The sequence below is a fragment of the Bacillus sp. EKM206B genome, from assembly GCF_011066015.1.
Taxonomy (GTDB): Bacteria; Bacillota; Bacilli; order Bacillales; family Bacillaceae; genus Bacillus; species Bacillus velezensis.
Window position 1 is genome coordinate 238025 of record NZ_JAAMNL010000004.1, and the last position, 20490, is coordinate 258514.

General features: G+C 46.1%; 20 protein-coding genes and 1 riboswitch. Of the genes, 2 read left to right on the forward strand and 18 right to left on the reverse strand.

Annotation, left to right across the window (positions count from 1 at the left end):
* Positions 1-84: 84 nt before the first annotated feature.
* From prsW to G9F50_RS10245, 10 genes are all read right to left on the reverse strand, one after another.
* Complete coding sequence (gene prsW / locus G9F50_RS10200) at positions 85-741, reverse strand: glutamic-type intramembrane protease PrsW (protein ID WP_003153415.1); 657 nt, start codon at positions 739-741, stop codon at positions 85-87.
* Between the two features lie 96 nt (positions 742-837).
* Positions 838-1821, reverse strand: coding sequence for a YpdA family putative bacillithiol disulfide reductase (locus tag G9F50_RS10205; protein WP_012117874.1), 984 nt, complete (start codon positions 1819-1821; stop codon positions 838-840).
* A 105-nt stretch (positions 1822-1926) separates the two neighbouring features.
* Positions 1927-3201, reverse strand: coding sequence for an NAD-specific glutamate dehydrogenase (gene gudB, locus G9F50_RS10210; protein ID WP_003153413.1), 1275 nt, complete (start codon positions 3199-3201; stop codon positions 1927-1929).
* Positions 3202-3361: 160 nt separating this feature from the next.
* Complete coding sequence (locus tag G9F50_RS10215; RefSeq protein ID WP_003153412.1) at positions 3362-3946, reverse strand: genetic competence negative regulator; 585 nt, start codon at positions 3944-3946, stop codon at positions 3362-3364.
* A 151-nt stretch (positions 3947-4097) separates the two neighbouring features.
* Positions 4098-4886 (reverse strand): metallophosphoesterase, encoded by a 789-nt coding sequence (locus tag G9F50_RS10220; RefSeq protein ID WP_060562775.1) that lies wholly within the window; start codon positions 4884-4886, stop codon positions 4098-4100.
* A gap of 86 nt (positions 4887-4972) precedes the next feature.
* On the reverse strand, positions 4973-5431 hold the full coding sequence (locus G9F50_RS10225; RefSeq protein ID WP_007409443.1) for a YpbF family protein: 459 nt from the start codon (positions 5429-5431) through the stop codon (positions 4973-4975).
* Between the two features lie 68 nt (positions 5432-5499).
* On the reverse strand, positions 5500-6270 hold the full coding sequence (locus G9F50_RS10230; protein WP_098081541.1) for a LysM peptidoglycan-binding domain-containing protein: 771 nt from the start codon (positions 6268-6270) through the stop codon (positions 5500-5502).
* Positions 6248-6835, reverse strand: a complete 588-nt coding sequence (locus G9F50_RS10235) for a CPBP family intramembrane glutamic endopeptidase (RefSeq protein ID WP_025284939.1) — start codon at positions 6833-6835, stop codon at positions 6248-6250. The genes G9F50_RS10230 and G9F50_RS10235 overlap by 23 nt, the downstream gene beginning before the upstream one ends.
* Before the next feature lie 14 nt (positions 6836-6849).
* Positions 6850-8340 carry a RecQ family ATP-dependent DNA helicase gene (locus G9F50_RS10240; RefSeq protein ID WP_165406543.1) on the reverse strand — a complete coding sequence of 497 codons (1491 nt, stop codon included), beginning with the start codon at positions 8338-8340 and terminating at the stop codon, positions 6850-6852.
* Positions 8333-9391, reverse strand: a complete 1059-nt coding sequence (locus tag G9F50_RS10245; RefSeq protein WP_060562772.1) for a YpbB family protein — start codon at positions 9389-9391, stop codon at positions 8333-8335. Before G9F50_RS10245 ends, G9F50_RS10240 begins: the two co-directional genes overlap by 8 nt.
* A gap of 268 nt (positions 9392-9659) precedes the next feature.
* Between G9F50_RS10245 and G9F50_RS10250 the strand changes: the two genes are divergently transcribed.
* Positions 9660-9908, forward strand: coding sequence for a ferredoxin (locus G9F50_RS10250; RefSeq protein ID WP_003153403.1), 249 nt, complete (start codon positions 9660-9662; stop codon positions 9906-9908).
* 135 nt (positions 9909-10043) lie between these two features.
* Here the strand turns inward: G9F50_RS10250 and fmnP are convergent, their stop codons facing one another.
* Positions 10044-10616, reverse strand: a complete 573-nt coding sequence (gene fmnP, locus G9F50_RS10255; RefSeq protein ID WP_015240114.1) for a riboflavin transporter FmnP — start codon at positions 10614-10616, stop codon at positions 10044-10046.
* A gap of 147 nt (positions 10617-10763) precedes the next feature.
* A riboswitch (FMN riboswitch) is annotated at positions 10764-10898 on the reverse strand.
* Positions 10899-11104: 206 nt separating this feature from the next.
* Here fmnP and serA point away from each other — a divergent pair.
* Positions 11105-12682, forward strand: coding sequence for a phosphoglycerate dehydrogenase (gene serA / locus G9F50_RS10260; protein ID WP_060562771.1), 1578 nt, complete (start codon positions 11105-11107; stop codon positions 12680-12682).
* Positions 12683-12727: 45 nt separating this feature from the next.
* Here serA and G9F50_RS10265 read toward each other — a convergent pair whose 3' ends face one another.
* The 7 genes from G9F50_RS10265 to resA all read right to left on the reverse strand — a co-directional run bounded on the left by G9F50_RS10265 (position 12728) and on the right by resA (position 20479).
* Positions 12728-13828 (reverse strand): sugar dehydratase, encoded by a 1101-nt coding sequence (locus tag G9F50_RS10265; RefSeq protein ID WP_483861494.1) that lies wholly within the window; start codon positions 13826-13828, stop codon positions 12728-12730.
* Positions 13764-14348, reverse strand: a complete 585-nt coding sequence (gene sigX / locus G9F50_RS10270; RefSeq protein ID WP_003153399.1) for an RNA polymerase sigma factor SigX — start codon at positions 14346-14348, stop codon at positions 13764-13766. Before sigX ends, G9F50_RS10265 begins: the two co-directional genes overlap by 65 nt.
* Positions 14349-14538: 190 nt before the next feature.
* Positions 14539-16320, reverse strand: a complete 1782-nt coding sequence (locus tag G9F50_RS10275; protein ID WP_025284944.1) for an ATP-binding protein — start codon at positions 16318-16320, stop codon at positions 14539-14541.
* Positions 16317-17039, reverse strand: a complete 723-nt coding sequence (gene resD / locus G9F50_RS10280) for a DNA-binding response regulator ResD (protein ID WP_003153397.1) — start codon at positions 17037-17039, stop codon at positions 16317-16319. The genes G9F50_RS10275 and resD overlap by 4 nt, the downstream gene beginning before the upstream one ends.
* Positions 17040-17120: 81 nt before the next feature.
* Positions 17121-18296, reverse strand: a complete 1176-nt coding sequence (gene ccsB / locus G9F50_RS10285) for a c-type cytochrome biogenesis protein CcsB (RefSeq protein WP_015240117.1) — start codon at positions 18294-18296, stop codon at positions 17121-17123.
* A gap of 18 nt (positions 18297-18314) precedes the next feature.
* The gene (gene resB / locus G9F50_RS10290) at positions 18315-19943 is read right to left on the reverse strand and encodes a cytochrome c biogenesis protein ResB (protein WP_015240118.1); all 1629 of its coding nucleotides are present in this window, start codon (positions 19941-19943) and stop codon (positions 18315-18317) included.
* On the reverse strand, positions 19940-20479 hold the full coding sequence (gene resA, locus G9F50_RS10295) for a thiol-disulfide oxidoreductase ResA (protein ID WP_003153391.1): 540 nt from the start codon (positions 20477-20479) through the stop codon (positions 19940-19942). Before resA ends, resB begins: the two co-directional genes overlap by 4 nt.
* Between the last annotated feature and the right edge of the window lie 11 nt (positions 20480-20490).

Sequence of the window (20490 nt, forward strand, 5' to 3'; positions counted from 1 at the left end):
TGTCACGAGGTTATTTTTATGCACGTTTCCTTCTTATCCCCTGTCAAGGCATAAAAAAGAAACCGCACGCGACGCGCGGTTTCTTCACACTTGGATCATATTGACGGAGCGTGCTTTTTTTGCCTTTCGCAGCCCGAACCACCATAAAAACAGCATAAACGGCAGCATATAATATACCCAATGATTGAGGGCGGTAAGAATAAAATCGTAAGAACCGTGCAGACATGAAGGCACGGCCAGCGAAATCACAAGCCATTTGACACGGGCTTTTTTCTGCGAAAAGCGGGCTTTCCCGAGATAAAATCCCATAATCACTCCGATCAGCGCATGGCAGGAGACCGGCAGAAGCGCCCTGATGAAAGCATGCTCAACGCCGTGGCCGAATAGATACAGAATATTTTCAAGCGTGGCAAATCCTAAAGACACACTGGCCCCGTAAACGATTCCGTCATAATGCTCATCAAAATGAGCATGCGGATACACACTGATCATCAGAACGAACCATTTCACCGATTCTTCCAGAAATCCCGAAGACAAAAACGAAACGAAAAAGCTTCCTCCCCCCACATGCTCTTTTTCAAGAACATATTGGATAAACATGGTCGGAAACACAAGGACAACCCCGAGAAAAAAAGACCTCAGCACCATATGTACGGGTTCATTGTCATACTGATCTTTTAAATAAAAATAGCTTAACAGCGCAATGCCGGGAGCAATTCCTGCAGAGATGATTGCAAACATCAGGCAACCTCTTTCCTTTATATTCCTATATCTATCGTACCATGTTGTTCATATTTTTACATCTTTCAATTTTTTTAAAAAAGAGCATATGAATGATCATATGCTCTCTGCACCCAGCCGTTTTGATATTTCATTTGCGATCAAGCCGCCGTGAAAACGGCCGTTCTCGATAAAAATTTCGTTGGCGTTATTTCCAGCCGCAATGACTCCGGCGATAAAAACACCGTCAACATTTGTTTCCATCGTTTCTTCCCGGAAAAACGGCCGGCCTGATTCCGCATCAATCCGCACACCGATTTTTTCGAGGAAACCGTGATCGGGATGGTATCCCGTCATGGCAAATACGAAATCGTTTTTCAGCCGGACCGTCTCATTTCGGCCGGAGCGGAAAATGATTTCATCTTCCGTCACTTCTTCAAGACAAGCGCCGAATTCCATCCGGATTGTGCCGTTTCTGACGAGGGCCTCAAACTCAGGCAAAATCCACGGCTTGATGCTCGGGGAGTACTCATGTCCTCTGTAGAGCACCGTGACGCGCGCACCGGACTTCACCAGTTCCAAAGCCGCGTCCACACTTGAGTTTTTCCCGCCGATCACAGCAACATCTTTATCAAAATAAGGATGGCCTTCTTTAAAGTAATGAAATACCTTAGGAAGCCCTTCACCCGGTATGTTCATATAATTCGGATGATCATAATATCCTGTCGCAATGATACAAAACGGAGTGAGGTAGCGGTCTTTTGATGTTTCTACAAGAAAACGGCCGTCTTCCTGTTTCGTTACGCGCTCCACTGTTTCAAAGGCGTTTACGCGCAGCTCTTTTCTTCTGACAACCTCTCTGTAGTAAGAGAGAGCCTGTATTCGGACCGGTTTTCTGTTTTCCGTAATAAAGGCGACATCGCCGATCTCCAATTTTTCACTTGAACTGAAAAAAGTTTGGTGGGTCGGATAGTTATAAATGCTGTTTACGACATTCCCTTTTTCGATCACAAGCGCGTTCACGCCAATTTGCTTCAGATGTATAGCCGCCGATAATCCGCAAGGACCTCCGCCTATTATAATTGCTTTTTCTTCTGTCATGTCCTTCAACTCCTGCGATTGGCATTTCCATCATAAGTTTCCACTCATATAAAAAATCTCCTATATTATCATAGGAGATTTTTTTTGTTTATGCAAACGATTGGCTTATATCCAGCCTCTGAAACGCGAAGCCTCCGCCATTTTCCGCACGCCGACCATGTAAGCCGCAAGCCTCATGTCAATCCGGCGGTTTTGGGACATTTCATAAATATTATTAAACGATTTTATCATCATATTTTCCAGTTTTTCCTCGACTTCTTCTTCACTCCAGTAGAAGCCTTGGTTGTTTTGAACCCATTCAAAATAAGAAACCGTTACACCGCCGGCGCTCGCCAGAACATCGGGAACCAGCAGCGTTCCTTTGTCTGTCAGGATTTTCGTTCCTTCCAGTGTCGTCGGTCCGTTTGCCGCTTCTACAACGATTTTCGCTTTGATGCGGTCAGCGTTCTCTTCTGTAATTTGGTTTTCGATCGCCGCCGGGACAAGTATATCACAGTCCAGCTCAAGCAGCTCCTGATTCGTAATGGTGTCATTGAAAAGCTTCGTCACCGTTCCGAAGCTGTCTCTGCGGTCAAGCAGATAATCAATATCAAGACCGTCCGGATCGTAAAGGCCTCCGTACGCGTCAGAAATTCCGACAACTTTCGCGCCGGCGTCATGCATAAACTTGGCCAGATAGCTGCCCGCGTTTCCGAAACCTTGTACGACGACGCGCGCGTTCTGAATATCGAGACCTTTTTTCTTGGCCGCTTCTTTTATGCAGATGGTGACGCCTTTTGCTGTCGCTGATTCCCTGCCGTGGGATCCGCCGAGTACAAGCGGTTTTCCCGTAATAAAACCGGGTGAGTTAAATTCATCAATTCTTGAATATTCATCCATCATCCAAGCCATAATCTGTGAGTTTGTAAATACGTCAGGTGCCGGGACGTCTTTAGTCGGTCCGACAATCTGACTGATTGCTCTGACATATCCCCTGCTCAGTCTTTCAAGCTCTCTGAATGACATATTTCTCGGATCACAAACAATTCCGCCTTTACCACCGCCATAAGGAAGATCAATAATTCCGCATTTTAAACTCATCCAGATGGAAAGTGCTTTCACCTCTTTTTCAGTTACATTCGGGTGAAAACGAATGCCGCCTTTTGTCGGACCTACGGAATCATTGTGCTGCGCACGATAGCCTGTAAATATTTTCACAGACCCGTCATCCATCCGAACAGGAATTTTAACCGTTAATAATCTGAGCGGCTCTTTCAGCAGTTCATACACTTCTTCTGGATACCCCAATTTTTCCAGAGCTTTATGTATTACGGTTTGGGTTGATTTTAATACATCATGTTTGTCTTCTTCATTATGACCGGTGAATCGATCGGCTGCCATTTGAGTTAACCTCCTAAAATCTTCTGTTTCTCTCATGCTCCCTTTCAGTGACTAGTATACACCTTCAATATCTCCGTGCATAGAAGAAAGACAATGATTTTTCCATTATTTCGCTTAAAAAAAGACGGCCGCTGAAAACAGCTGCCGTTTCAAGTCTTTTTTATGAAAAATGTTTCTGGATGGTCTCCACAGCATTGCCGTCCATGATGAGTTTTCCGTACTCATGGAGCCTGTAAATCGTAATCGTCGCCGGGTGTCCGTATTCAGCCAGCACCGCGATGACGCCTTCGGCGGAACGGGAGCCGAGGTCTTCAAGGCTTACATAGTATTGGTTCTCATAGTGGTAGACGGTGCCGCCGGTAATCCCGATTCGGTGAAGGCTTCCGGCAAGCTGAATGATATCTTCAAACGAATGGAACTGATAAATAATATCCGGGCTTTCGTCAAGTTTGACCTGCATCTCGATATAATCATCGTCATATTCGTCATCTTCTGCGTCCGCGTCATGATTTTTCGTTACAATCACAACCATGCCTTGTGCCTGAAGAGAATATACTTCCACCGCGATCGGACCATTCGCTTCAAAGCCGAGCTCTGTATTTGCTTCATTCATCATATCTTTAAATAACTGGTGGACTTTAAACGAGTCCTTCCAGAGGTCTTCTTTTGTCAGTCCCCGATCAGTCAGATCGTCGAGGGTTAAAAAGATTTTAATCTTATTATAGTTCAGACGCTCAAGCCGCATAATGTTCCCTCCTGCCTCTTCTTGCACACAAATCATATAACACAGTATATGAATAAATGAGTCATAGGTTCTTAATTTGTTATCAGTTTACACCGTGTACAGCGGGAAGACAAGCAGAATGCCGTTTTTTATCACCGCGGCCGGGTTTGTTTCAGGAAGACGGCTCATCCGGTCCGCACAGCGTAATCATATGCGTCTCCGGTTTCGCCCCGAGCCTCAGCGGAACTTTTGTCGTCCCGTAGCCGTTGCTGATCAGGTAATGCGCTTTTTTTATCGTTCCCGTCCCGCCCAATTCGTACGGCCCGAACCGGCCGAAACGGATTTGGCCGCCATGCGTATGGCCGCTGAACACAGCGTCAATCCCGTCTGACTCCCTCATCTGCTCATGGATGTCCGGGTTATGGCAAAGCAGGAGGTTTACTTTGTCAGCATCCGTATATCTGATTGCAGATTCGTAATCATCCATCATCATCCTGATATCATCCACCCCGCAGATCGTAACGGTTTCCCCTTTATAAGCAAACTGAACCGATTCATTTCTCAGCGGGATCACTTTATATGCCCGTAAAAGAGAGAGCAGTTTTTGCTGGCTGACCTCGTAATCATTATTCCCCCACACATACATGACAGGCGCGAGAGCCGTAAGACGTTTGATGTTTTCTTCAATTCTGGCGTAAGGAACTCCGCCCTCCGCCAAATCACCGCCGAGCAAAACGGCATCCGGCTTATAACCTGCCGCTTCGCGGAGAAGCTTTTCATCAATTAAACGGCGGTGCACGTCAGATATAAAAAAGATGGTGAGCGGCTTCATCCCCTTCATTTTATCAAGCGTAAATGTATGTGTTTTCAGATGGCTGCCGTTTGCCGTTTTGTACATAACGGCCGCCATAACCGCAGCCGCTCCCGCCAATGAGCCGAGAATTCCCGCTGTAAGCTTCATAAACGCACTCTCCATTCTGTCATTGTCTTATATTAGACGGACAAACAAAAAAAGACGTTTCTATCCTTTCCGGAAAACGCCTCATTTTATTTGCTTTCAAAATAAAGATTGATATCATACCGATGTTTCATCAAGTGAAAAACAGATTCTCTCGCCCTCCATTTTTCAGGCTGGGGCCATAAATCCGTGCTTTTTTGGATAATTTCACACCTCAGTTTATGAAATTCACCCTCAGCTTTTTCTTCCTTTTTTTTGAAATAATAAGAAGTGCAATACGCAAAAGCGGAAGCCATAATCCAGCACAAGTAAACCGTATGGCCTAATATTTCCTGCAGAATCAGCTGCGGAGAGGCTTGGGGGGCATTAAAGCTTTTAAACATCAGCAGTATGCACATCAGGGAAAAACAAACGAGGGACGCCCACTGCCATCTTCGGCATTGTGCAGCATAATTTTCGTATTTTAATTTCCGTTTCACCAGCGCCTGAAGCATTTGTTTCGTCGGTCCGTCAGCAAATCGGTCTAATTGCTTCCATAAAGAATCCATGCGCTTCACACCTTGTCCGTTTTCATTGGTACACTATATGAAAAACGCGGTGAAAACATGCATTTATTTTAATCAGACAGCGGAATGTTCAGAACCTGGCCGGTGTACACGTCGTTTCCGTTTAATCCGTTGTAGCTGCGGATTTTTTCTTCGCCCGCCCGGCTTTTATAATATTTCATTGAAATGCGGTAAAGCGTTTCTTTCGGCTGTACAGTATGCTGTACGGTCCGCACTTTTTTTGGGACAGTCCCGGCTTGATCACTCGCCTCAGCCGGAGCCGCTTTTTCACGGACAGCCGGCGGAGACTGCTGTTTTGTCTCCGCGTAATCGGTGTCTGTCGGCTTTACTTGTTTTTCTGAGGGCGTTTCCGTTTTTTCAGGTGTTTTTTCACTTGGTTTTTCTTTCGTTTTTTCAGGTGCAGCCGCTTCTTTCTTATCTTTGTCGTCAGACTTTTTTTTCGATTGTTCTAAAAGAGCGGTTTCTGACGTTTCTTTCTGAGCGCCTTTCGGAATAACGGCAGGCGCGCTTTCACTGTGGTCTATGAAGACATCTTCATAGTCCTTCGGGTCAAATCTGCTGCTGTTCGTCATATAAAGAAGACCGAAAAAGACACCGATTGTTACGATAATGAACAGGACGGTCAGAAAAGTGAACAGCGGCGTTTTTGTTTTGGTTTTTTCCTTCACCTGCTCTTCCTTTTTTTTACGCTCCTCTTTTACAGATTGTCTTGTCGGGAGGCTGTCTTCAAGATATTCAATTTGTTCATCCGCGGCCGCGGCAACCTGCTGCTCGGCACGCAGCTGAGCTTTTCTTCTTTCAACTCTTGACATTTCCGTCATGCAAACCCCTCCTAACGTATTGAAAACGGATCTGACAGGCAAATACCGCATCAATAATAAAATGCGCTGTAACCGGAACGAATAAATTGCCGGTCCATTCATAGATAAGCCCCAGCAAAAGACTGATGCCCGCAACCATCATAAACAGAAGCCACTTCGCCAAGTATCTGAAATGAAGCACGGTAAAAATCAAGCTGGCGGCCCATAAGCCGATATGTGTCTGCAGAACGCCTCTGAACAAAATCTCTTCGCTGAACGAAATGAGAAGCGTCAAAAACAAAATGTGCAGAACCGGCCTGTTCTTAAAAAGCAATACATTAATGCCGCCGTCATCATATAAATGCGAAGGACACCATTTCATCACCGCCAGATCGGCAAAAATGACAAGGACGGCAAGAGTTACACCGTACCATATGATATTATCGTCACGTATATGCCACAGCTTTAAAAAATCGTGAATGTCGGTAAAAAAGAAAAAGCCGATAATAGCTGAAACCGCCAATATGAGCAATTGGGTGGCGTACAGCTGCATCACAATCTCCCGGTCTGAGAGCTGCCGGATCAATTCGCTTTGCCGTCTCAGCTGAACTCACCCGCAGACTCTGATCCGAAAATCCGGCCTAATTCCAGCTTCCAATCTTCAAACCGTTCCATATTTTTACGTTCTCCTTTTTGCTCGTACGGAGCCAGATCAAGTCCGCAGCTGCTGCAGCATTGTCCGGTTTGACCATCAGGCTCATACGGTTCATCAAAATAAGACAGCAGCGCTTCTCTTATACATTCTTTCCGCTCTAATAACGCCGAAAAACGATTCATTTTACGCAGCTTCTTTTCCACGCGGTATGTCAGTTCTTCCTGCAGCTGCTCTTTTGTGGTTTTTCCTTGCAGATACAGATGGACGGCCGTTCGCGCCTGTGTTTCCTGGACGCCCTTATTGATCAGAACGTCCCGAAGCTTTCGCTCATCACTCGTACCGGCATCCCGTATGACGGCCAGAATGCCTTCCAGGTCATAATCAGACAGGCTTTCTGTCTGAATAATCTGCTGCTGAAGCTCGGTATCGCCGGGCGCCCTCAGCAAAATACTGACACTCGGGCTGCCGTCGCGTCCCGCTCTGCCGATTTCCTGCATAAAGGCCTCGGCCGTTTGGGGAGGATAAAAGTGAATGACAAAGCGGATATCTGACTTATCCACACCCATGCCGAACGCATTGGTGCAGCAGATGCAATCAAGCTGGTTATGGATAAATTGCTGCTGGATTAAAATCCTGTCGCCTGTATCCATTCCGCCGTGATAATAATCCGTCCGCTTTCCCGTTTTTTCGTTCAGCTCAGCCGCAAGCTCTTCCGCCCATTTTCTGGTCGGACAATATATGATACCCGGGCCTTCAAGCTTTTCGGCAAGCTCCGTGAGCCTGCTTATTTTTTCGGCATTATCAGCCAAATGTTCTGCCGCCAGGAGAATATTCGGCCGGTTGACTGAATAAAGATGACGCACCGCATGCTCAAGTCCGAGCACATCCGTCACGTCTCTGAGCGTTTCTTTTGTCGCTGTTGCGGTCAGCGCCAATACAGGCGGCTTTCCGAGTGCCTGCCTGAAAGGTCCGAGCTTCGAGTAATCAGGCCTGAAATCATGTCCCCATTCTGATATGCAATGAGCCTCATCAATAACAAATAAACTGACCGGGACATTTTTCAAACGGTTCAGCACATAAGGTGAAGAAAGGGCTTCAGGAGAAATATAGAGAAATTTATACCGGCTGATGTTGCTGAGGATAAAATGCCGCTCTGCGGAATTCAGCATGCTGTTTAATGCCGCAACCCGCTTTTCTCCTTTCGCTTTCAGCTGCTGCACCTGATCTTCCATTAATGAAAGGAGCGGCGAAATAATCAGCACCAGCCCGTCCATCATGTAACCCGGGAGTTGATAGCATAATGATTTTCCCCCGCCGGTCGGAAGCATGGCGATCGTATCTTTTTTTTGGAGCACGCTAGTCATAATCTCTTCCTGCCCTTTTTTAAAGGAATGCAAACCAAAATACCTGGATAAAGCTTTATGCAGCTCAGTCATGCTGATTCACCGTCTTTGCCAGCGCCAGCCTGATCTGAAAATAGCTGAAGCGCATCTGCATTCCTTCGCGAATCCGTTTAATTTTATTCGTTTGATGCTGTTTTGCAAATGCCGTTATCATACGCTGTTCCTCTTCAGAAAGATACTGTTCTATAAAAAATGCAGGCTGATGCAATGATATTTCTACGATATGATCTTCGATTGTGGCGGTTTTTAAATTTCTGACCGCGGCGATCCGTTCAATCGGAAACCCTTTTTCCAACAGCTCAAAGGTTTTTCTGGCAGACTGTGTCAGCGCGCTTTCCGCCTGCAGATCGGACAACAGCTCGCGCAGAGCGGGATATGCACATTGCGGAAGCGATTGAATAACATAATGTACCGCTCCCCAAAACTGGACGGACACATACCATTCATCTTCGTTCAGCTGGAGAGCGAGCTGCTTATTCGTTTTGCCGATTCTGTTGAATGAAGTTAAAGAATAGACAAAAATAAGCGCCTGCCGTTCACTTACGCCTTGCAGAAGGTGAAACAGCGTCTCATGCATTTGGACGGAGAGCTCTTTAGCGTCTCTGTTTTTCCGCATGAACCGTTTGACCCATCTCAGCGTCTGCACATCGTTTGTAACCGGGATATATTGACTGCATTGATGCTCTTTGTTTGACAGGACTTGAATGAGCAGGGAAAGCCGCCTCCACAGGCTGACAGCAGGCGTTTGATAATTCGCGCCGTGGCAGTGCTTCGGCCAAGGCCGCTCGGCAAACGCCCGTTCAAGCCTTTGAACGCCGTGCGCAGTCACTTTCCACGTTCCCTCTTCTTTTCCGGCTGTAATGAATGAGTTCTCGGTGAGTTTATGCAAAGAAGCCGCAATATCGCCGCGTTCACAATGTGAAGCCATGCCGAAATATTTAGCGATCTGAAATAAGCCGGCATCCTGAATGGTTTGAGACGACTTTTTTCCTTTTAATAAATGAAACACAGCACTCGGAGTCCGTTCGCCGTCTATTTTGTCCAGACAGTCGAGAACCACGGTATCAAAGTAGTTTATCGCCAATCTAAACACACCTACATTTCTTCTGTGACAAGTTTCGTTTTTTGGTTCTTTTTATTTTAACAGATTTTCATATAAATTTGACGTTTAAAGTCATCTTTTAGGGGGAAGTGCTAAAGAGAATCCCTTATGTGATAAGCATTCTCAATCATTTTTCTGTTGAAATTTGACACTAACATCATTACAATAAGTAAGAGGAATAGGTGTTATATTTAAAAATATATAAGGTAAACCATTTGTTCCAACACGAACAATCTGGGAGGTTTTATTCATGGCAAAGTACACAATTGTAGATAAAGATACGTGTATTGCATGCGGCGCCTGCGGAGCTGCGGCACCAGACATTTATGATTATGATGATGAAGGCATTGCGTTCGTTACGCTTGACGAAAATAAAGGCGTCGTCGAAGTTCCGGAAGTTCTGGAAGAAGATATGATTGACGCATTTGAAGGATGCCCTACTGATTCAATCAAAGTTGCGGATGAACCGTTCGAAGGCGACCCGCTGAAATACGAATAAAAAAGCCCTCCCCGTGAGAGGAGCTTTTTCGTCCTGAATAAGACTCCGGCTGTTATCGGCCGGAGTCTTATTTTTTGCGATCAGCACAAACAAAAAAGCGTCCGGCTGTTTTCACAGAGCGGACGCTTTAAGCCTTTATTGTGTCTGGATGCTGCGTTTTTGTTCAATCCAAGGTTTCAGCTTCGTAAAGATGAACGTAAAGACGATGGTGATGATAACGCCTTTTACAATGTTAAACGGCAGGATTCCTGCGACAACCGCCGTTTTTAACTGGCTGTTTGACAGTGCCGGTGAATGTAAAAACCAAGTATACGCGGGCAGGATAAGAATATAGTTCAAAATACTCATCAATACAGTCATCGCTGCGGTTCCGGCCAGCAGGCTCACTGCAAGTCCTTTAGCAGATTTGAGCTTTTTAAACATAAACGCCGTCGGCAGAATAAACAGCGTTCCTGCGATAAAATTGGCTGCCTGCCCGACAGGCACGCCGGCCATGCTTCCTTGAATGATATACTGCAGAATATTTTTAATCGCTTCAACCGCAATCCCCGCCGCAGGCCCGTAAACCAAAATGGCGATAATTGCAGGAACGTCACTGAAATCAATTTTCAAGTAATCCGGCAGCCCCGGAAACGGGAAATTTAACAGCATAAGCACAAAAGCAATACTGCTAAGCATACTGATGACAACTAATTTTTTTACTTTCACAATGCTCTCTCCTTTTCGATCAAATCTCTCGAAAAGAGGAAAGGTTCTTTTGCGCCCCAATAAAAAAACCGCTTTTGTTAAAAAGCGGGAGCTTACTAAGGCTTGGCAAAGAAACGTTTGATATAAGCATCAAAACGCCTGCTGAACCTCCATCTTCTCCCATCCAGACTATACTGTCGGCTCCGGAATCTCACCGGATCCTGCCGCCGAAGCAGCTCGCGGGCTTAGAGCATGATGCTCATCACCGCCGGTAGGGAATTTCACCCTGCCCCGAAGATTGATCTTATGAATTTATTCACATTATATATGATCAAATTGCAATTGTATAGAGAACTGCTCAAATTTAAATAAAATATTGGGGAAGCCCAATTTAAGCTGATTCAGCGGTTTCCTTTTCTCCTTTACTGCGTCAATACACATTGACACTCTATTGAGAATATGATAAATTATCAGATATTTAGTCAGCTAAACTAGGAGGAAATCTAACAATGTTTCGAGTTTTGGTCTCAGATAAGATGAGCAATGACGGCTTAAAGCCGCTGATGGAATCAGACTTTATAGAAATTGTTCAAAAAAACGTCGCGGAAGCAGAAGATGAATTACATACCTTTGATGCCCTGTTAGTCCGCAGTGCCACGAAAGTAACCGAAGAATTGTTTAAAAAAATGACCTCTTTAAAAATCGTCGGCAGAGCCGGTGTCGGCGTAGACAACATCGACATTGATGAGGCCACAAAACATGGGGTTATCGTGATAAACGCGCCGAATGGAAACACCATTTCAACGGCAGAGCATACATTCGCGATGATTTCTTCATTAATGAGACACATTCCGCAAGCCAATATCTCAGTAAAATCAAGAGAATGGAACCGGACGGCTTTTGTCGGGGCGGAGCTCTACGGAAAGACTTTAGGCATTGTCGGTCTGGGCCGGATCGGAAGCGAGATTGCCCAGCGCGCCAGAGCGTTCGGTATGACGGTTCATGTATTCGATCCTTTCTTAACCGAAGAGAGAGCCGGCAAAATCGGCGTAAACAGCCGGACATTCGAAGAAGTGCTTGAAAGCGCGGATATCATTACCGTCCACACGCCTTTAACAAAGGAAACAAAAGGACTGCTTAACAGAGAAACCATTGCCAAAACGAAAAAAGGCGTCCGTCTTATCAACTGCGCAAGAGGCGGCATTATTGATGAAGCGGCGCTTTTGGAAGCGCTGGAAAGCGGCCATGTCGCAGGCGCTGCCCTTGACGTGTTTGAAGTGGAACCGCCAGTTGAATCAAAGCTTCCCGATCATCCGCTGGTGATCGCCACACCTCACTTAGGCGCTTCAACGAAAGAAGCACAGCTGAATGTCGCGGCACAGGTTTCTGAAGAAGTGCTGCAGTTTGCAAAAGGTCTGCCTGTCATGTCAGCGATCAACCTGCCTGCGATGACGAAAGATGAATTCAAAAAAATCCAGCCTTATCACCAAATTGCCGATAAAATCGGAAGTCTCGTGTCACAATGTATGAAGGAACCCGTCAAAGATGTTGCGATTCAATATGAAGGCACCATCGCCAAACTTGAAACATCATTTATTACAAAAAGCCTGCTGTCCGGTTTCTTAAAACCGCGTGTAGACTCAACGGTCAATGAAGTGAACGCCGGCGGTGTAGCAAAAGAACGCGGAATCAGCTTCAGCGAGAAGATTTCCTCCAATGAATCAGGATATGATAACTGCATCAGCGTAAAAGTAACCGGAGACCGGAGCACATTTACGTTAACGGCTACGTATATCCCTCACTTCGGTGAACGAATCGTTGAACTGAACGGCTTTAATATTGACTTAAATCCTGCCGGCCACCTCGTTTATATCCAGCACCAGGATACGACTGGTGTAATCGGACGCGTAGGACGCATCCTCGGCGATAACGATATCAATATCGCTACCATGCAGGTAGGCCGTAAAGAAAAAGGCGGAGAAGCCATTATGATGCTTTCTTTTGATAAACATTTAGATGATAAAGTCGTCAATGAGCTGACTTCAATTCAGGATATTGTTTCCGTTAAACTGATTGACCTTCCGTAACCAACAAAAAACCCAAAACATTCATATGTTTTGGGTTTTTTACGTTTAATGGCTTGGAAGCGGATTAGGCGCGGCAGGCACAGCGATAGGTTTTGTCACATCATAATTACCGATTTTCTTTGTATGCGCATGTGTGAACAGCACCTCAGAATAACCGAATTCCTTCGCAGTTAACAGAAGTCCTTCGATCATTAAAATCCCTTCCAGCGAATCTTCAACCTTATGTTTTTCGGACAATTGAATCCGCAGCTGCTCGCCGTCTTCCCTTTCCGATACCGATGCAATCGCATCGGCTTCTATAATGCTCGCAGTCTGTGAGCCTCCGTCTGTTGTCTTCATCCCGTCAATAGCCTGATATACTGAATAATAGGTTTGTTCAGACGGGACGAGATACTCTTGTCCCAGACTGTCGCTGTAAGAAAAATACGCCCGGTTTGTCTGTTTATGTACGGACATCTCAGCGGAAATGCCGTAAGATTTATAAAAATCCTGTCCGGCTCCGTTTTGAACCTTTTTCAATTTAATCCGCTCGTAAGGACTCCATGTCAAAGTCTCTTTCAGCATCTTTTTCAATAAGTCAGCTTCGGCAGCTGATTCGATAGAGAGCCGTCCGTTTACCTGCACAAGCAAATCCTTCTTATCCGCCGTTACCTGCACACCGTCCAAAAGCTGAGGAACAGACAGGAAAGATTCGGGCACTTCTAAGTTTTCTGCATCAGATAATGCCTCTGAAACCGATTCATCCGGCTTCTTTTTTTCAAAACTGACCGGAATGACGGCGGATGTATCTGAATCGGCAAACGCCAAAGTAATGTAATTGTTTTTGTTTTCGTTAGAAACGACAAACGTCTTCTGATCCGGCTTGACAGTAGCTGACTGACTGGCTTTTTCAGTCTGGCGGCTGTCAGCTGTAAGATCACCGGCAGATTTGTTTGTCATCAGGTGAGGAGATATAATCAGAGCGATGCACAATGCGCAGACGCCGGCTGCGGCGGGGCCGATCCAGCTTCGGGCCGGTTTTTTCCTGTACGGTTTACCCGTTTCAATATTCCGGTAAATGGCCTCGGGTGAACGATGATCTCTAACCGCCGGAAGTTGTCTTAACAACTCCTCTACTCTTTCTTCGTTCCAATATGACTTCATCATCCATTAGCTCCTCCCTCAAAAGCTCCATCTGTTTCCGAAGTATTTTGAGCCCTCTGTGTTGGGTCGTTTTGACTTTGCTTTCCGAGAAGCGGAGAGCGGCGGCTGTTTCCTGAATGGAATATCCCTGAATAAATCTCAAGATAATAACAGCTCTTTGATCAATGGTGCAATGATCAAGCGCGGTATAAATTTCCCGGACGTTTTCATGCTGTACGGCGAGTTCGTCCGGAAGCAAATGTTGATCTCTGACATCTTGTGTATCCCAATCAAACGTACCCATAATACGCTGTCTGATCGTCTGCTGCTTGCGGAACCAGTCAATCGCCACATGGCGTGCGATGGACAACAGCCATGTTTTTTCACTGCTTCTTCCTTCAAATGTATGATAGGAATTCAAGACGCGGATATACACTTCCTGCGTCAAATCTTCAGCCTGCGACTTATCTTTTACCATATAAAATAAAAATTGATATAAATCTTGATGGTATGCATCATATAATATCTGAAAGGTTTCTTCCATGGGAAACCCCTCCGTTCACTTTTTTGTCGTAAAAATGCGTTGAAAAGTTACATTACAACTATATTACGAGAAACTGGAATTTGGAAGGGAATTTATATTAACATATTCTTAAATTTTTAAAGGAGAAACAAATAAAAAACACCCGCAGAACATGCGGGTGTTTCGTATGGAACAAGATTGTTCGTCAATTTCAGACGTCATCCTGCGCTTTTGTCGGAATATAAAATGTAAACGTCGTCCCTTTGTCGATGCTGCTGTGAACCGCAATTGAGCCGCCGTGGGCTTCCACGATATTTTTTACGATGGCGAGTCCGAGTCCGGTTCCCGCCCTGCCTCTTGTTCTTGCTTTGTCCGCTTTATAAAAACGTTCAAAAATAAAAGGCAGGTCCTCTTCCGGTATTCCAGAGCCGGAATCTTTGATATCGATTTTCAGTCCGTCTTTTACGGTCTGAGCCGCGATATGAACGCTTCCGCCTGACTCCGTATGGCGCAGCGCATTATCTATAAGGTTGGTAAACACCTGTTCCATTTTGTCTTCATCAAAGACACACTCCGGCTGAGACACTGAGATGTCCTCTGTGAGCGAAACGCCTTTTTCCTTCGCTACCCCGGAAAATTTGCGGGAGATCTTCTCCAGAAATTCATGCAGGTTTACCGTTTCATAGTGCAGGCCCGTATGTCCGGATTCCATTCTGGCCAAATCCAGCAAATCATTGACGAGCCGGCCCATGCGAAGAGATTCATCATAAATGATCTGCGCGATTTCTTTTTTCTCCTCTTCGGTGCTTGCAATGTCGTCCACTATTGCTTCGCTGTATCCCTGCAGCATAGAAATCGGGGTTCTGAGCTCATGACTGACATTGGCAATGAAGTCTTCACGCAATTTATCCAGCCTGCGCTCTTCGGTCATATCACGGAGCACGGCCACGGCGCCGCGGACGTGTGATTCCGCATAAAGAGGCGACATCAATAAAACCCATGACCTTCCTTGAAGCGTCATTTCAATCATTTGCTCTTTTTCCGTGTTCACTGCATTTTGAAATAGCTCTTTTGCTTCAGGGGGAAGGTTGTCTCCTTCTTTAATGTTCATGTTCTGCTCATAATACCATGCCTGCAGAAAACGTTCGGCCGGCGGGTTGGTCACCAAAATGGTGCCGTCGATATTAATGGTGATGACCCCGTCTGCCATACTGCTTAAAATATTGGACAGCTGTTCTTTTTCCTGATTCAGCGCGTTAATATGGAAATTGAGCTGCCGTCCCATCTGATTAAAGGCAATGGCCAGTTCCCCGATTTCATCTTGGGTCAGAATCGGAATTTTTGTATCAAACTTTCCTTTCGCCAAGTCTTGGGCGCCTTCCCGCATTTTCCGAAGGGGATATGTCACCCTGCTGGATAAAAAGAACGCGAAAAACGTTGTCAAGACGATGGCAATGCCCGCCGCAAGAAAAATATAGCGTGTCGTATGTTTCGTCGTATCTTTGACGGCAAGCAGCGATTGGGATAAAAAGACCATGCCTTTTTTGCCGTCTTTTTCATACGGCACTCCGACGATCAGCCGTTCGTTATCCGAACCGGCATTGTTGGGGACCGCGCGTTTGCTTACTTTTTTGCGGTCTGTCAGCGCCTTGTGCAGATCCCGGTCATGTTTGATCTGCTCTAATGTAATAGAGGATAAATGATTATCGTCATTGGGCGAATACCAGACATGCTTATCATCCTGAATGATCGCGATGCTCGTTAAATTGTCCGCCAGTTCCCACGTGATGGATCTGGCAAGCGGCTGGTCTTCATGATTTTCTATTATGACCGCAATTTTGTCGGCAAGCTGCGTTAAATCTTTTTCCGCTTCTTCAACGTGGTAATTTTCGATAAATTCCAGAAGCAGCACCGTTAAAATAAATAAAACAATTAACACGAGTGAAAGAATGGTAAACCAAAGCTTTCCTACTACGCTTTTCCAAAACTTCATTCAGCGCCTACCTCAAATTTGTATCCGACTCCCCATACGGTGACGATTTTTTTCGCCGCTCCCGGGGACACTTTATTTAATTTTTCACGGAGCCGTTTGACATGGGTGTCCACCGTTCTAAGGTCTCCGAAAAATTCATACTGCCACACTTCTTTTAAAAGCTTTTCCCTGTCGTACACTTTGTCCGGTGTTTTCGCCAGGAAGTACAGCAGTTCATATTCCTTCGGCGTCAGGCTCACCTCCGTGCCGTCCGCAGTCACCCTGTGAGCATCGTGATCAATGGATAGATGCGAAAAGACGAGCACATTTTTTGTCGGGGTATTGGCTGTCAGATAAGATGTTTGGGAAGCCCTTCTTAAAAGCGCCTTTACCCGAAGCACCACTTCTCTCGGGCTGAAAGGCTTGACGATATAATCGTCCGTACCCGCTTCAAACCCCTGGACGCGGTTGGCTTCTTCCCCTTTTGCCGTCAGCATGATAATCGGCGTCGCTTTTTTTTCTCTGAGCTGCCGGCATACTTCGATTCCGTCCGTTCCCGGCATCATTAAATCCAAGAGCACCAGATCATAATCTGATGCCAGCCCCATTTTAATGGCCTCGTCGCCGTTTTCCGCTTCTTCAATCACATAGTTTTCCCGTTCAAGGTACATTCTTAAAAGGCGTCGAATTCTGGCTTCATCATCTACTACTAATATTTTAGTTTCATTTGTTTGATCCATCGTTTTCCCCCTGCTTTCCTTCTGTTACTTTCATTTTAACAAACTGTGCGGCAGCTTGAGAACTGTATCGGCTTTTTGCATCTATGCGTACGAATGAAGTCCGGCAAGCACGAGATTCACAAAAATCAAGTTAAACATAATAATGGCGAAGCCGATGACGGCAAGCCACGCGGACTTTTCACCATGCCAGCCTCTTGACAGCCGCAAGTGCAAATACGCTGCGTAAAATAAAAAGGTGATCAGCGCCCATACTTCCTTCGGGTCCCAGCCCCAAAAACGCGTCCATGCAAGCTGCGCCCAAATCATCGCAAACACAAGCGCGCCGAGTGTGAATACCGGAAAACCGATGGAAACAGCGCGGTAGCCGACTTCATCGACCAAGTCCAGATTCACATTTTTGACGAGCGGGCTGATAAGAGCGCTGATTCTCTTTCTGAATATCAGCCTGAGCGCACCGTATAAAACGAGGCCTGCGCCAAACGACCAGATCACCGTATTGACCTTTCTGCCTGAAAAAATGGCCGGAAGCTCAATAAGCGGCTTCATTGCGCCTTCCGTAAGCAGTTCTCCCTCATGCGGGCCGACAAGCGCAGGCATATCATATATCATGACGCTTTTGGCTTCTTTTTTATCCACCCAATTAAATTCAGCTTTGTAGTCCGCCAGCCGGAATGCCGACGTGACGGCGATAAATGCCACGGTCGTCACGAGTATAAACATGATGACTTCAAGCCAGAACGTTTTTTTGCCCGGTCTTGATTGGTCGACATGCTTTAACAGGAAAATGACGCCGGCTACAAAACTGATCGCAAGAATCGCCTGCCCGAGCGCCGCCGTCGTGACGTGAATGTACAGCCAATTGCTCTGCAGTGACGGAATAAGCGGCGTGATGTCTGTCGGAAACATGCTTGCATATGCGATAAGCAAAAGCGCGATAGACAATGTGAACATGCCTAATGAAGGCAGTCTGTAAATAAAGTAAATAATAATAAAAGCGAGAACAAGCATCATGCCGAATGACGTCGTAAATTCAAACATATTGCTGACAGGCGCATGTCCGCTTGCCGACCATCTCGCAATGAAGTAGGCGAGATGACAAAGAAATCCGAATATGGTTAACGTGATTCCGATAGCCGACCAGCGGCCGTTACCGTCCTTAGCACCTTTTGTTCCCCGGATGGCGCCGCCGAAAACCGGGACGGCAATTAAATAAATCAAAAAGGCAGCATAAAGAAAATTTGCGCTCAGCTCCGCCATGACACCACTCCTTTTTCACTAGGCCTGATTTTTGGCCAATTCTTTTTGATCGGCCGGCTCTTGAATCCCGGTCCCGCTAAGAACAAATTCGATATCCTTTTTCAGACCGAACCAGTTTTTGTTCGTATGTCCCGCCACAAGCACTTCATGATCACCTGTTTTGATCCAGATCCTTCTGTGCTGCCAGTACATTCCTTGAATGACGCCGATCATAAAGATCGCGCCGCCGACGGCAAGCACCCATAAGGTTAAATCTTTTCTGACGGTGAGTCCTGTAATGTTTTTCGTTTCCACATGGTCGAATTTTAATTTGTACTTGTTACTTTCGGAACCTTCAACAGTCTGCTGAATCGCAACAAAACTTTTCTCCCCTTTCGGCTTGTCAGGAGCCGTGATTTTAAAGACAAAAGCCGGATTGTTAGGAACCTTCGTTTTCGTGCTCGGTTCTCCGTCCTTGTTAAAATAAAAATCAGGAAGATAACTGGCGATCTGCACTTTGTAACCGTTACCAAGATCATAGTCCGTGTCGGGATCAAGAAGATTGATCTTCAGTTTGCCAAATGACTGTTTTGTTTTTTGGTCGATCAGCTGAAATACCATCTGATCGAGCTGGTTTTCTTTATAGTCCACCTGATACACAGAATAGGAGTCAAAGCGCAGCGGTTCATTGACGCGGATATTGTTTTCTTTGACTCTTTTAAGCTTCGGCTTTTCACCGAATACAATGTCGCCTTCCCTCTTGTACAAAACCGCGTCCGTTGTGAAGGATTTGGCGACTTTGCCGTTTCCGGCTCTGTCAATGGCGTCGGCGAATACTTTTTTCTCAGTGTCTTTGTTATATGTCTGCATCGTGAACCGATTGTTTTTTAAGTAATACTTGCCGTCAGTGCCGGGGATCTGGGCGGTTTCGCCTTCACGGACCCAGAGCGTTTCATCGACATACATACCGGGTACAAATCTCAGCATGGCTCCGATCAGAAAAATGATCAGGCCGATATGATTGACGTAGGGCCCCCACCTTGAAAAACGGCCTTTTTCCGCCAGAATGCTTCCCTCTTGTTCTCGCACTCTATAATGCTTTTTTTTCAATCGTGTTCTGAGGCCATCAGCCGCATCCCCGCTCAGCTCGGTTTCTGTCCGGCTGTATAGACGCTGCCTCTTCAAAAAGACCGGATTCCGCCGAACTCCTTGATTTTTCAGCGCCCTGTACAAAGGAATCACCCGATCCAGGCTGCAGATGACCAGTGATATGCCAATGGATGCGATCAGGAGCATATACCACCATGAGCCGTACAGGTGATGAAATCCCAGCAGATAATACATTTGGCCGATTATGCCGTACTGCTGTTCATAATATGTATCCGGCTGGGCGCCCGGCGGCAGATAAGCTTCCTGCGGAAAAACCGTGCCGAAAGCAGACGCCGCCAGAGTAATGACGATCAGCCATATTCCGACTTTTACGGAAGAAAAGAAGTTCCATACCTTATCTACGATTGTTTTGTTATATGTTTGCGAACGCCTTGCGCTGCCGTCGTACCGCATATCGGCAAGCGGCGATTTTTGATCATCAAGCGGCTTCCCGCACGACTCGCACAAAACCGTCCCGGCTGGGTTCACGTGCCCGCATTCACATTTGACCTTTTTCATGAAGACGCCTCCGGCTTAATTAAATTCATATAGTCATGAACCATGCGTTCTGTCATCGTGCCGGTCACCACTTTCACGACTTTTCCGTCGGGATTGATCAAAAATGTCGTCGGAATAGGTGATACGCCGTACGCGTCCAGCACTTGCCGGTCAGTATCGAGCGCAACCGGGAAATTGACGCCGTATGTTTTCATAAAATTATGTACTGCAATCTTTGATTCGCCGACATTTACCGCAACCACCTCGACACCGAGGTCTTTAAAATGCTTGTATTGATTCTCCATGTAGGGAAATTCCTGCTTGCACGGCTCACACCACGTTCCCCAGAAATTCAGAAAAACACCTTTTCCTTTTAACTGACTCAGTTCTATGAGTCTGCCCTCTGTATCTTTCAGCGCGAAATTCGGGGCTTTGGACCCCTCAGATATACGCTCACCGTTTGTGTATACGGCATTATAGATGGTATATCCGAGCGCGCAGAGTAAGATGAGAAGGATGCCGGTCCGAATGAATAAACGCCGCCGTTTTTTGTTCATTGTACACTGCT